The sequence below is a fragment of the Streptomyces sp. NPDC001634 genome (genome assembly GCF_040298185.1).
GTDB lineage: Bacteria > Actinomycetota > Actinomycetes > Streptomycetales > Streptomycetaceae > Streptomyces.
Genome location: NZ_JBEOZU010000095.1, coordinates 22,209 through 34,336, shown reverse-complemented (window position 1 = coordinate 34,336; position 12,128 = coordinate 22,209). Strand labels below are relative to the sequence as shown.

Below are 12,128 nucleotides of genomic sequence, written 5' to 3'. Positions count from 1 at the left end.
GGCCGGCCCGCGCGGTGGCGCTGTACGACGGCGGAGCCCGGGTCGAGCCCGCGGACGGGGCGGAGCGGCGGGCACCGGACACACGCCGGGCCGGGATCGGTCCCGCCGTGGAGCCCGTACGACTGCCGGAGTCATGGGCGGCGGCCCGCACCGCGCTCCGCTTCACCGCCGAGGGAACGGCCCAGGACCCCGGCCCGCGCACGGTCCACGCGGACGAGCTGGGCGCCCTGGCCCTGCTCGCCGGCGCCGTGGGCCCGGACACACCGCCGATCCCGGACCTGCTCGCCGTGGAGCGTGCCGTCGCCGAGTCCCCGTGGGCGGTTGCGACCCTGCACGCCGTGGCGTCCTCACCGAGCCTGCGGTCCGCCGCCGTCGAGCTGACGGTGCACCACTCCACGCTGCAGGAGCGCCTGGCCCAGCTGGAACACGTGCTCGGCTGGGACGTGCACTCCCCGCAGGGCCGGCTGCGACTCCAACTCGCCCTGGCGGTAAGGAAACTGCGCCGGGACGTGCCGCCCGCCACCGGCTGACCGCCGCTGTGCGGGCGTGCGTGAGACCGGCTCGGCGGCCTTCCCGTCGCCTCTGAACGCGCCCGCAGGTGCGGCGCGCAGGACGGGGCGTACCGTGCGCGGCCGGGTGCGGGTGGCAGACTGGCCGTATGGAAGAGCGAGAATTCCGCAGGTCGGGGCAGCACGCGTCGGTCATCGGCCTCGGCACGTGGCAACTGGGCGCGGACTGGGGCGACGTCGACGACAAGGACGCCCACGAGGTGCTGGAAGCGGCGGCCGAGTCGGGAGTGACCTTCTTCGATACCGCCGATGTGTACGGTGACGGACGCAGCGAGCAGACCATCGCCGCCTTCCTGCTGGGCAGGCCCGATCTGCATGTGCTGGTGGCGACCAAGATGGGCCGCCGTGTCGACCAGATCCCGCAGAACTACGTTCTGGACAACTTCCGCGCCTGGAACGACCGCTCCCGGCGCAACCTCGGCGTCGACCGGATCGACCTGGTGCAGCTGCACTGCCCGCCGACGCCCGTCTACTCCTCCGACGAGGTGTACGACGCCCTGGACACGCTGGTCGAGGAGGGCCGTATCGCCGCGTACGGCGTGAGCGTCGAGACGTGCGACGAGGCGCTGACCGCGATCGCGCGCCCGAACGTGGCGAGCGTGCAGATCATCCTGAACCCGTTCCGGATGAAGCCCCTGCGGCAGGTCCTCCCGGCCGCACGGGAGGCGGGCGTGGGCATCATCGCCCGTGTGCCGCTGGCCTCCGGACTGCTGTCGGGCAAGTACACCAAGGACACGGTCTTCGCCGCGAACGACCACCGCTCGTACAACCGGCACGGCGAGGCCTTCGACCAGGGAGAGACCTTCTCCGGCGTCGACTTCGCGACCGGTGTGGAGGCCGCGGCCGAGTTCGCCGGGCTCGCCCCCGAGGGCTTCACCCCGGCCCAGCTGGCACTCGCCTGGATCATTCAGCAGCCCGGCGTGACCACGGTGATCCCCGGCGCCCGCTCGGCGGACCAGGCCCGCGCCAATGCGGCGGCCGCAAAGCTGCCCCCGCTTCCGCAGGACACGCTCGACGCGATCCGGGAGCTGTACGACCGGCGGATCAAGGAGCAGGTCGAGGACCGCTGGTAGACGGACGCCAGGGAGACCGGCCGGCGGGAGGCCGCCGGCCGGTCAGGCCGTCAGGGCGGAGTGTGCCGCGCGGGACCTGCCGCGCGCGGCGGCCCGTACCCGGTACGTGGTCTTGGCCCGGTCGACCACCGGATCGCCGAGCACGATCCGCCCGGCGCCATACAGCGCGTCGCACTCGTCGGTGGGCAGCGCCATGTGACGACCGCCGGACTGCCAATAGCCGTACCGGTGCCTCCCGTTCGCATGGACGGTGAGGAATACCGGTACACGCTGGTCCATGATCAGCCGCAGCACTTCGGCAGCACGGGAACTGAGCCGAGGGCGCGTCATGGTCGGTCAGCCTTTCGGGGCACGGGCGGGACGGCATCCCACCCGGAGGTCGAGATGATCTTTCCCCTGCATTGTTGCCGAGGGCACTGACAGCGCGCATGCGGCTTGCCGGGGACGGCCTCGGGGGCCAAGGGGTTGTGTCCTGGCAATGTGATGACCTTCACCCTGATGTGGCGGAAAGTGATGAATTCCTTACGGGAGGAAGACGTAAAGGGTTGGGAAGAGGCGCCCCAAGAACGTGGAGGTTTCCCGTGCGACCGTTCACCCTCAACTACGCGCAGCCCAGAGGGCTTCCGGCGGTGGTGACGCCGTACCACTACGACGCCTCCCGGCAGTTGAACGTGCTGCCCGACGGCCGTCCCGCCGTGAGCGACCGCGACCTGCTGCTGGCGGCCGGCACGACGACGTCCACCGCCGGTTCCCAGACCCACTTCGACGACTGACGGCCCGTACGCGGATGACGGTCCTCATCCTCACGTCGGAGCAGGACGTGACCGCCGACATGGCGCTGGCCAAGCTGCACGAGCGGGGTGTTCCCGTGATGCGGCTGGACCCCGCCGACCTCCCCGGCAAGGCGGTGCTGTCCGCCGACTACGCCCGCGGTGACTTCGACGGTCATCTCTCGGTCAACGGGCACGTCCTGAGCATGGGAGGCCTGCGCTCGGTGTGGGTGCGCAGGCCGGGCGAACCGGCCGCCCACGCCGCGCATGCCTCGCCGTGGCTGACCGCCGAGACCCGCCAGGCCCTGTACGGCATGCTCTACTCGGCGTCGACCCGGTGGATGAACCACCCGCGCAACGCGGACCAGGCCCGCTACAAGCCGTGGCAGCTGCGGGTCGCGCACCTCAGCGGCTTCGCCGTGCCGCCGACCGTCATCACCACCGCCCCGCGCGTCGCCCAGCAGTTCGCCGAGGAGTACCGGGACGTGGTCGTGAAATCGGCCTCTGGACCGCCCCCCGACGACCCCTCGCTGGCACTGCCGACCACACTCGTCGGACCCGACGCCGACTTCTCCGCCGTGGCGGCCGGCCCCGCCCTGCTGCAGCGCTACATCCTCAAGCGCGCCGACATCCGGCTGACCTGTGTCGGCACCCGTCTGTTCGGCGCCCGCAAGCGGGCCGCGCCCGGGCAGGTCGACGGCCGGTACGGCGACACCGGGTACTCCTGGGAGACCACCACGGTGACCGAGCGCATCGCGAAGTCGGTCCACGAGTATCTGGCGCTGTCCGGACTCGCCTACGCCGCCTTCGACTTCGCCGAGGACGAGGAGGGGCTGTGGTGGTTTCTGGAATGCAACCAGGGCGGACAGTTCGGCTTCGTCGAACTGGAGACCGGACAGCCGATCGCGGAGGCGGTCGCCCTGTGGCTGGCGCAGCGGATGACGGACCGCCGCGCTCCGGAAAGCCGCTGGTGAGCCGCCCCGGCGCGCGGTGCACCAGCCGCGTCAGCCGCGCCCGACCGACGTACGTCCATGAGGCCGCCAGTGGACGACAACCTCGCCCCAGCACTGTGATGGCCCAGCCGACGCGCGCCGGCCGGGCCGAGGCATGTCCGGTGCGCCGTCAGGACGCCGTCGGACGGAAGGTCCTGAGGAAGACGGCCAGCGTCTGCTGGTTGGCTCTGCTGTTCGCATCGGCCGCCGGAGTCGTCCAGCGCAGCGAGAAGCCGTGGCCGTCGCCGGTCAGGAAGCCGCGGCCGAAGGTGCGCACCTGCACGCCGTCCACCGTGGACAGCCACTCCATGTCGGCGCCCTTGTGGCCCTGGTACGTCACCGCCCGGATGTCGCCCACCCGCGAGTAGCCGGCGTATGTGCTCTTCAGCGACGGCTCCAGCGCCCGCCAGACCGCGACCGGGTCCGGACCGAGGCGCACGCTGTAGGTGACCACCAGCGTGCGCGGGTCCCCGCTCGCGCCGAACGTCACCCGGTAGGTGCCTTCCGACGCCTTGTAGGTGCGGATGCGCTTCCATCCCTGCGGCAGATCGATGGAGAAGCCCTCCGGTGCGACGTAGCGGTGGAACTCCAAGGCCGGATCCCGGGTGGCGCTCGACGACGCGGACGGGGACGGGGACGGGGACGGAGCCGTACTTGTTCCGCCCTTCCCGCTCGTGCCGTTCGATCCGGGGGAGAGCGTCCCGTGGGCGCCGCTGTCGCCCGACGGAGCGGCCGAACCGGACGGCGAGGCGGAGCGGGACGACTCCGTGCCGGTCGCGGACGCGCCGCTGTCGTCCGGCCGCCCCGCGGTGACGAGGACGGCGACCGAGGAGGCCGCGACCGCGAGTCCCGCCCCGACCAGCACCGACCGGCGAACGGCCGGACTGCTCCAGCCCCGCCCCGCACGGGAGGCGGCCAGCCACGCACCCCGGAAACGCGGCAACAGCGTCTCCTCCGTGGGTTCGTCGACTTCCTCGCTCACGACGCGCATCAGGGAGGCGCGCACCGCGGACTCCGGCACCCGCTCCAGGGCGTCGCGGCGCAGCAGTCCCGTGATGGCGGGCGCCAGCGGGCCGGCGTTCGACGGGGAGCGCAGTGGCAACTTGTCCACGGCGCGCAGGGTCGCCTCGACCGGGCCCCGGTCCTTGACCGGCGGACGTCCCTCCACCATCGCGTACAGCAGCGCTCCCAGCGCCCACTGGTCCGCCGCCGGCCCCGCGCTGGAGCCGCGGGCCTGTTCGGGGGAGGCGTACGACGGAGCCGTGACCCGCTGGATGACGGACGAGCCGATCAGCCCGAACCCGGTCACCACGACCGCGCCGCCGTCCTGCACGAACACCTGACCGGGGCTCAGGTCTCCGTGCGTCATGCCCCGCCGATGGGCGGCCTCCAGCACATCGAGGACGCCGAGGCCGATACGGGCCGCCCGTACGTAGTTGAGGGGGCCGCGGTCGAGAATCTCCCCCAAGGGAGTGCCCTCGATCCGTTCCATCACGGTCCACAGGACACCGTTGTCGTCGATCACTTCGAGGACGGCGGCGACCCGGCCCGGGCACAGCAGTTCCATGGCCTCGGAGTCACGCAGGATCCGGGCGACCGTGCGGCGCGGGGTGACCTCGGGCTGCAGAGGCGCGAGCCGCGTCTCGGTGAGAATGACCGGCCGCCCGAGTTCGATGTCCTCGCCCAGCCAGACGGACCGTCCCTCCTCCTGGTGAACGGACTCGACTGTCCGGTACCGGCCGGCGATCAACTCCTGTGTGGAGACCTGCCCGTGGTCCATCGTCATCCCTCGCTGCGCACCGGACTCTCCCGTTTCCCGGATGTACGGCGGAGGTGACGGTGGGTGTTCAAAGAAAGGAGATTTCTACGCGCTGGATTTCCTCGGCACCGCTTCCACCGCTCACACGTGCGAAAACACCCCTTCACCTACCGGCGAGTAGTTTACCGTTGGTTACCTCGCCGGACGAGCCGATGTACGACTCCGCGAACGCGGCAGCCGCGGCGGGGGAGTCGAACAGCCGTCGCAACCGGGCGGTGGCGTTGCCCGCGCGGAACGGATCGCCCGAGGAAGGGCCGTGCACCAGTTCGGCGAACCACTCCGAGAACTCCTGGTACTCCCACACCCGTCGCAGACAGGCCGCCGAGTACCCGCGCAGACCGCCGGTGTCGCCCGAGCGGTAGTACGCGACGAGCGCGTCCGCGAGCAGCAGCGCGTCGTACAGGGCGAGGTTCATGCCCTTCGCGGCGATCGGTGCCACGAGGTGGGCCGCGTCGCCCGCCAGGAACAGCCTTCCGTACGCCATCGGCTGCACCACGTAGTTGTGCATGTCCAGCACGCGCTTCTCGATCAGCCGTCCCTCGGTCAGCGGCGGCGCGCCCGCCACGGACAGCCGGGCGCGCAGCTCGGACCAGACGCGTTCGTGCGGCCAGTTCTCCGGGTCGTCGCCGGGCGGGCACTCCAGGTAGTAGCGGGTGACCTGCGGGCTGCGGGCCATATGTGCGGCAAAACCGCGCCGATGAACCCCGAAGACGACACAGTCCGACGACGGGGGTGCCTCGGCCAGCAGCGCCAGCCAGCCGACCCCGTAGTCGAGCCGCGCGATGTGGCCCCGCTCCTGCGGCAGCGAGGCCCGGGTCACCCCGCGGGCGCCGTCGCAGCCGGCGACGACGTCGCACCCGATCCGGCGGCGTTCGCCGGAGTCCGGATCGGTGTACGACACCGACGGGTCCTCTGTGTCGATGCCGTGCAACTCCACGTCGCGTACGCCGAACCGGATGTCGCCGTCCTTGACGTCGGCGTACTCCCGGACGAGGTCCGTGACGAGCAGCGGCTGCGGATAGACGAAGTGGTGGTGTCCGGACACCTCCGTGTACGCGAACCGGTGCCGTTCCCCGCCGATGCGGAACTCGCACTCGCTGTGCGTCTGTGCGCGCTCCAGCAGCCGCCCGGCGAGCCCGCGCCGCTCCAGCGCGCGCACCGCCCACTCCTCGATGAACCCCGCCCGGGGCCGTTGCTCGATGAACTCCCTGCTCTCGCCCTCCAGGACGACGCAGTCGACGGAGGCGTCCCGCAGGACGTTGGCGAGGGTCAGCCCGGCGGGACCCGCGCCCACGATGACGACGGGGACACGCTGCTCGGACGGAGGGACGGATGTGGGGGGCGAGGTGATCATGCGGCACATTATGGCGGCGTACGGTCAACGCCCCGCCGTGGCAGCCCGGTTGCCGGTCAGCGCAGACCCTCCCGCAGCGCCGGCAGCAGTTCCTTGGCCGACCACTCCATGAACTCGGTCTGTGTCCCGCCCCCGATCTGCACCAGCGCGATCTCGGTGAACCCCGTCTCGGCATAGGGCCGTACGGCCTCGACGAAGTCCGACGGGTCGTCACCGCACGGAATCGAGGCGGCCACGTCCTCGGGCGCGACATACCGCGTGGCGGACTCGAACGAATCGGGGTGCGGCAGTTCGGAGTTGACCTTCCAGCCGCCGCCGAACCAGCGGAACTGGTCGTGCGCCCGCCGCACGGCGGCATCCCGGTCCCCGTCGTAGCAGACCGGCAACTGTCCGACGCGCGGTTTGCCCGCACCTCCGTGGCGGTCGAAGGAAGCGAGCAGCTCCGGCTTCGGTTCGGTGGCGATGACGAGGTCGGCGAGGTGGCCGGCCAGTGCGCAGGAGCGCTCGCCGGAGACGGCGACGCCGATCGGCGGCGGCTCGTCCGGCAGGTCCCACAGCCGCGCCGAGTCCACGGCGAAATGTGTGCCCCGGTGGCTGACATGACCGCCGCCGAACAGGGCGCGGATGATGCCGATCGCCTCTTCCAGCATCTCGTGCCGCACCTCGATGGACGGCCAACCCCCGCCCACCACGTGCTCGTTGAGGTTCTCACCGGAGCCGAGCCCCAGCCGGAACCTGCCCTGGGACAGCAGCTGCATGGTCGCGGCCTTCTGGGCGACCACCGCCGGGTGGTAGCGCACCGTCGGGCAGGTCACATACGTCATCAGCGGAATGTGCGAGGTGGCTTGCGCGGCGGCGCCCAGCACACTCCATGCGTACGGTGAATGCCCCTGCGTCCGCAGCCAGGGGAAGTAGTGGTCCGAGGTCACGGAGAAGTCGAACCCCGCCTCCTCGGCCTGCACCACATGGTCGACGAGCTCACGCGGGCCCGCCTGCTCGGTCATCATCGTGTATCCGATTTGCACCATAAAGCGCGGGTTCCCTGACGTGAGACACGAAAACCGGGCGCGGAGATACGCCGGTGACGCCCGTGGACACGCCCCGATCCGCAGCGGAAGGATGTCGCATACAGCCAACCGCCGCCGTGACCGCCCGCCCGCAACGTTCAGGAGGCCCGCCACATGAGCACCCGCCCGTTGCCCGTCAGTACACCCGCCGAGCAAGGGGTCGACGCCGGCGGCATCCAGGCGTTCCTCGACGCGGTCGAGGCGGCGCCGGACATCGAGCCGCACAGCCTCATGATCCTGCGCCACGGCCGCCTGGTGGCCTCCGGCTGGTGGGCGCCCTACACCGCCGAGCGCCCCCACCTGCTGTACTCGCTCAGCAAGAGCTTCACCTCGACGGCAGCCGGACTCGCCGTCGCCGAGGGACTGCTCGACCTCGACGCGCCCGTGATCTCGTACTTCCCGGAGTTCGAGGCGGACATCACCGACCCGCGCAGCCGCGCCATGCTCGTGCGTCACGTCGCGTCGATGGCCAGCGGACACCTCGCCGAGACCAACGCGGAGGCGTTCGCGCTCGACCGGGCCGAGCCCGTGCGCGGCTTCCTGCTGATCCCGCCGGACCGGGACCCCGGCACGGTCTTCGCCTACAACCAGCCCGCGACCTACACACTGGCCGCGCTCGTGCAGCGCCTGTCCGGCACGTCACTGACCGAGTATCTGCGCCCGAGGATCCTCGACCCGCTGGGTATCGGGGAGGTCGCCTGGATCCAGCATCCGCGTGGACGCGACCTCGGCTTCAGCGGACTGCACGCCACCACGGACGCCATCGCCCGCCTCGGTCTGCTGTACCTCCAGGACGGTGTCTGGGAGGGCAGGCGCCTGCTGCCGTCGTCCTGGGTGGCTCAGGCGACACGCCCGCACATCTCCAACGCCGACGGGACGACCGAGGGTGCCGCGTCGGACTGGCAGCAGGGCTATGGCTTCCAGTTCTGGATGTCGCGGCACGGATACCGGGGCGACGGGGCGTACGGCCAGTTCTGCGTCGTCCTGCCCCGGTACGACGCCGTGATCGCGACGACCGCGGCCACGGTGCAGATGCAGAAGATGCTCGACGCGATGTGGCGCCATCTGCTGCCCGCGTTCGGTTCCGGTCCGCTCGCGGGCCGCACCGACGAGGACAAAGCACTGCAGGACCGCCTCGAAGGCCTCGCCCTCCCGCCGGTCACCGCCCACTCCGCGCCCGGAGCGGAATCCGGCCGCCTGCCGGGGGCGCGCTTCACTCCATGGGGCGGCCGCTGCACGGATCAGCCGACCCTGTCCGCGGTCGAGGTCACCGAGGCGGACGGTGCCTTGACGCTGACCCTCGTGGAGGGCGAGGACCGCCTCGCCGTGCGCCTTCCCCGCTCCGGCTGGGCCGTTGCCGAGGAAACGGTCCCGACGGCAGTGAGCGGCGGCTGGACCGACCCGGACACCCTGCGTGTCGACATCCTGTTCCTGGAGACACCGCACCGCCTGACCGTGACCTGCACCCCGGGCGACGGCACCTTCACCGCCCGCTGGCACACGACACCCCTGCACGGCGGCCCCCTGCGCCGTCACCGGGCGCCCGTCAGGTCGCGGGCGGGCTCGCCACCACGCGGATGACGGCGGCGGTGACGTTGTCCTGCCCGCCCGCGTCCAGGGCATGGCCGACCAGGGTGCGCGCATCGGACCGGGCGTCCGGCCGACCGCGCCCGAGCGCGGCCCGCAGCCGTGCGGCGTCCGGCAGATACCGCCACAGGCCGTCCGTGCACAGCAGCAGACGGCCGGGCACGAGGGGCCGGTAGCTGCGGACGCGCGCGGTCACCGGCCCGGCGTCGGCGCCCAGCCATGCGGTGAGAGCATCGTGTTCGCCGGTGTCGTCCTCGGTCAGGGCCATGCCGGGCCCGTCGTCGGGCAGCCAGTAGGCCCGGCTGTCGCCGGCCCAGGCACTCCAGACTCCCTCCGGCCCGGCGACACCGGCCACGAACGTGCAGGCGGGCGCGGCGTCCCGCGACATGGCCAGAGCGCTCACCGCCAGCCCCGCGCGCACGGCGGCCTCATCGAGCGCCACCTCGGGTACGACACCCTCCCGCAGCCGCGCCACCAGGACCGCCACCCCGGCCTCTGCCGCGACCTGCGCCGCCCGCTCCGGCCGCGGCGACATGGACACCCCGTCACAGACGACGCCGACCGTCCACGCACCGCTGGTGGCAAGCGCCAGAGCGTCCGCATTGACCGCCTTCCGGCTCCCCCGGTCACTCACCCCGGCCGCACCGTCGCCCGCCGTGATCTCCATATGCGCCCGGAACGCCGGCTGCATGGCACCGCAGTCCCAGCAGACCCCGTCGGGCGCCACCGTCCCGCCGCAGCGGACGCATTCCATGCTCGCGACCATCAGCCGAGCATCCTGCCATGCCCGGGCTCACCGCAGCCAAGAGCCGCTCCACCCACCCCAGGACGTCCGCCACCGTCGCGTTGCCGCCGCACACCACCGGATCGTCGAAGGGGTGCACCAGGGTCAGCCGTAGTGACGCCCCGCGACACGGGCTCTCCAACGTCGGGAGGTGATCCTGCCCTTCAGGGGCGCGGGGAACTGCGCGAGCAACCACACACAACCGGCAGTCTGCCGACCGCCGATAGACCACGTACGTGATGACGGCTCACCTAGCGGAGCGTCTCCGCCCAGTTGGCCGGCACCCGCCCCTCCGGCCCCGGCACAGGCTGGTCCGCCGGGTGGCTGAGCGGGGGAGTGAGATCGGGACCGGACTCGTACAGCTCGGAGGTGGTGTAGTCCCAGAACCAGCCTTCGCCCGGCTCGAAACTGCGGATCACCGGATGCCCGGTGGCGTGGAAGTGAGCGGTGGCGTGCTTGGCGGGCGAGTCGTCGCAGCACCCGATGTGCCCGCACTGCGTGCAGCGCCGCAGATGGAACCACCAGCCGCCCGCCTCGTCGCACTCCACACAGCCGGTGCCGCTCGGCGGGACGGCGGGGTCGATGCCGTTCACTGTGGTCATGACGCCTCCGGTGAGGTCTGGGAAACCGGCTGTGGCTCTACGCCCCGCTCGATGACGTCGGACTCCGTCGCGGTCAGCGGCAGCCGTACCCGGAACCGCGTGTCGCCGGGCACCGACTGGACGTCCAGGCTGCCGTGATGCTTGTTGACGACGATGCGCCAGGAGATGTCCAGGCCGAGGCCGGTGCCCTGGCCGACCGGCTTGGTGGTGAAGAACGGGTCGAAGATGCGGCTGCGGTTCTCGGGCGGAATACCCGGGCCGGTGTCGCGGAACTCGACGAGCAGCTGGTCACGGTCGAGGGCGGTCCGCACCGTCAACGTGCCCTCGCCGCCCGCGTCGTTCATGGCCGAGACCGCGTTGTCGATGAGGTTGGTCCACACCTGGTTCAGTTCGCCCGGGTAGGCGGGAATGCTCGGCAGCGTGCGGTCGTACTCCTTGACGACCGTGATCCGCCCGCCGATCTTCCCGGAGAGCATCAGCAAGGTGCTGTCGAGGAGTTCGTGCACGTCGGCGATCTGGTACGGGGCCCGGTCGAGCTGCGAGTACTGCTTGGCCGCGTTGACGAGCGTGGAGACCCGGGTGGTGGAGTCCTCGATCTCGTTCATGAGCAGCTCGGTCTCGACCGTGTAGTTGAGCCAGCGGATCGCGCCTTCGAGAGTCTGCTCGTCGACGGCCGCCGCGACCTGGTCCAGCCAGTCGGTGTCGAGTCCGGCCTGCACGAAGGTCGGCGCGAGCTGCCAGCCGCCCTGGATGTCGTGGTCGTCGAGCCAGTCGGAGAGGGCGTCCTCGCGGTCGGACGCCTCCAGGGGGCTGAGCGGCATGGCCTTGGCGACCTGTTCGGCCGTCCGCTCCTGGATGTCGACCAGCGTCATCAGCGTGTCCGGCTCGTACCGTCCGGCGGCGATGATGCCCAGCTTGTGCCGCATCCCGGCGACCCGCTCGCGCAGCGCCGAGGTGGCGCGTACGGCCGCGGCGGCCGGGTTGTTGAGCTCATGGGTGAGACCCGCCGACAGGGAACCGAGTGCCAGCAGCCGCTCCCGCTGGTTGATGATCTGCTGTGTGTTCTTGCTGCCGAAGAACAGCCCCTCCAGCAGATGCACCGCCATGGGGAACCAGTCCCGCATGACGGCGGAGAAGGTGTCCGCGGGCAGGATGAAGAACCGCGAGGGTTCGGTCACCCGCATCGACCCGTTGTACTGCGCCGCTCGCGCCCGGTCGCCGAGATACGCCTGGAAGGCGCCCGCGTACACACCGCGCTGCGACGTCCGCGAGATCTCCACGTCGTCGGAGCCGACCCGGCGCGACAGCACCACCGTGCCGTTCAGAAGGACGAAGAAACAGGTGGCGGGGTCGCCCTCGGTGTAGACCGGTCCGGGCTCGAACAGCTCCACCCGCCCTTCCCTGCACAGTCGCGCCAGCTGTTCGTCGTCCAGCTTCTCGAACAGGAAGAGCGTCTTCAGCTCCGCCTGGTCGCACGCCATCGGCCGGCCGCTCACGACCCCTCCCCGTGC

Annotated in this window: 12 protein-coding genes; 5 read left to right on the top strand and 7 right to left on the bottom strand. The window is 71.3% G+C overall.

Annotated features, from left to right (window positions below; translation table 11 throughout):
• Both ABT186_RS39855 and ABT186_RS39850 read left to right on the top strand, forming a co-directional pair.
• The coding region (locus ABT186_RS39855) for a helix-turn-helix domain-containing protein (protein WP_351929254.1) at nt 1–530 on the top strand (530 nt) is incomplete at its 5' end.
• Between the two features lie 128 nt (nt 531–658).
• Nucleotides 659–1,642, top strand: coding sequence for an aldo/keto reductase (locus tag ABT186_RS39850; protein WP_351231663.1), 984 nt, complete (start codon nt 659–661; stop codon nt 1,640–1,642).
• Between the two features lie 42 nt (nt 1,643–1,684).
• On the opposite strand, the gene ABT186_RS39845 is transcribed toward ABT186_RS39850, so the two are convergent.
• Nucleotides 1,685–1,972, bottom strand: a complete 288-nt coding sequence (locus ABT186_RS39845) for a hypothetical protein (RefSeq protein WP_351231665.1) — start codon at nt 1,970–1,972, stop codon at nt 1,685–1,687.
• 251 nt (nt 1,973–2,223) lie between these two features.
• Between ABT186_RS39845 and tgmA the strand changes: the two genes are divergently transcribed.
• On the top strand, nt 2,224–2,415 hold the full coding sequence (tgmA, locus tag ABT186_RS39840) for a putative ATP-grasp-modified RiPP (protein ID WP_351231667.1): 192 nt from the start codon (nt 2,224–2,226) through the stop codon (nt 2,413–2,415).
• Between the two features lie 14 nt (nt 2,416–2,429).
• Nucleotides 2,430–3,386 carry an MvdC/MvdD family ATP grasp protein gene (locus ABT186_RS39835; protein WP_351929252.1) on the top strand — a complete coding sequence of 319 codons (957 nt, stop codon included), beginning with the start codon at nt 2,430–2,432 and terminating at the stop codon, nt 3,384–3,386.
• Nucleotides 3,387–3,534: 148 nt separating this feature from the next.
• Here the strand turns inward: ABT186_RS39835 and ABT186_RS39830 are convergent, their stop codons facing one another.
• The 3 genes from ABT186_RS39830 to ABT186_RS39820 all read right to left on the bottom strand — a co-directional run bounded on the left by ABT186_RS39830 (nt 3,535) and on the right by ABT186_RS39820 (nt 7,605).
• Entirely contained in the window at nt 3,535–5,184 is a 1,650-nt protein-coding gene (locus ABT186_RS39830) for a serine/threonine-protein kinase (protein ID WP_351929250.1), read from the bottom strand.
• A 142-nt stretch (nt 5,185–5,326) separates the two neighbouring features.
• Complete coding sequence (locus tag ABT186_RS39825; RefSeq protein WP_351929248.1) at nt 5,327–6,577, bottom strand: 4-hydroxybenzoate 3-monooxygenase; 1,251 nt, start codon at nt 6,575–6,577, stop codon at nt 5,327–5,329.
• Between the two features lie 56 nt (nt 6,578–6,633).
• Nucleotides 6,634–7,605 (bottom strand): LLM class F420-dependent oxidoreductase, encoded by a 972-nt coding sequence (locus ABT186_RS39820; RefSeq protein ID WP_351231675.1) that lies wholly within the window; start codon nt 7,603–7,605, stop codon nt 6,634–6,636.
• 153 nt (nt 7,606–7,758) lie between these two features.
• Here ABT186_RS39820 and ABT186_RS39815 point away from each other — a divergent pair, with 153 nt between their 5' ends.
• Entirely contained in the window at nt 7,759–9,225 is a 1,467-nt protein-coding gene (locus ABT186_RS39815) for a serine hydrolase domain-containing protein (RefSeq protein ID WP_351929246.1), read from the top strand.
• On the opposite strand, the gene ABT186_RS39810 is transcribed toward ABT186_RS39815, so the two are convergent.
• From ABT186_RS39810 to ABT186_RS39800, 3 genes are all read right to left on the bottom strand, one after another.
• Entirely contained in the window at nt 9,191–9,997 is an 807-nt protein-coding gene (locus tag ABT186_RS39810; protein ID WP_351929245.1) for a PP2C family protein-serine/threonine phosphatase, read from the bottom strand. The two genes, ABT186_RS39815 and ABT186_RS39810, sit on opposite strands and share 35 nt — an antisense overlap.
• A gap of 269 nt (nt 9,998–10,266) precedes the next feature.
• Complete coding sequence (locus ABT186_RS39805) at nt 10,267–10,617, bottom strand: UBP-type zinc finger domain-containing protein (protein WP_351231680.1); 351 nt, start codon at nt 10,615–10,617, stop codon at nt 10,267–10,269.
• Entirely contained in the window at nt 10,614–12,113 is a 1,500-nt protein-coding gene (locus ABT186_RS39800) for an ATP-binding protein (protein WP_351231681.1), read from the bottom strand. Before ABT186_RS39800 ends, ABT186_RS39805 begins: the two co-directional genes overlap by 4 nt.
• Nucleotides 12,114–12,128: the final 15 nt, after the last annotated feature.

What these genes read in the sequence shown, in the direction of transcription:
- ABT186_RS39850 (WP_351231663.1), top strand. Translation starts at nt 659, where the DNA reads ATGGAAGAGCGAGAATTCCGCAGGTCGGGGCAGCACGCGTCGGTCATC.
- ABT186_RS39845 (WP_351231665.1), bottom strand. Translation starts at nt 1,972, where the DNA reads ATGACGCGCCCTCGGCTCAGTTCCCGTGCTGCCGAAGTGCTGCGGCTG.
- ABT186_RS39835 (WP_351929252.1), top strand. Translation starts at nt 2,430, where the DNA reads ATGACGGTCCTCATCCTCACGTCGGAGCAGGACGTGACCGCCGACATG.
- ABT186_RS39830 (WP_351929250.1), bottom strand. Translation starts at nt 5,184, where the DNA reads ATGGACCACGGGCAGGTCTCCACACAGGAGTTGATCGCCGGCCGGTAC.
- ABT186_RS39825 (WP_351929248.1), bottom strand. Translation starts at nt 6,577, where the DNA reads ATGATCACCTCGCCCCCCACATCCGTCCCTCCGTCCGAGCAGCGTGTC.
- ABT186_RS39820 (WP_351231675.1), bottom strand. Translation starts at nt 7,605, where the DNA reads ATGGTGCAAATCGGATACACGATGATGACCGAGCAGGCGGGCCCGCGT.
- ABT186_RS39815 (WP_351929246.1), top strand. Translation starts at nt 7,759, where the DNA reads ATGAGCACCCGCCCGTTGCCCGTCAGTACACCCGCCGAGCAAGGGGTC.
- ABT186_RS39810 (WP_351929245.1), bottom strand. Translation starts at nt 9,997, where the DNA reads ATGGTCGCGAGCATGGAATGCGTCCGCTGCGGCGGGACGGTGGCGCCC.
- ABT186_RS39805 (WP_351231680.1), bottom strand. Translation starts at nt 10,617, where the DNA reads ATGACCACAGTGAACGGCATCGACCCCGCCGTCCCGCCGAGCGGCACC.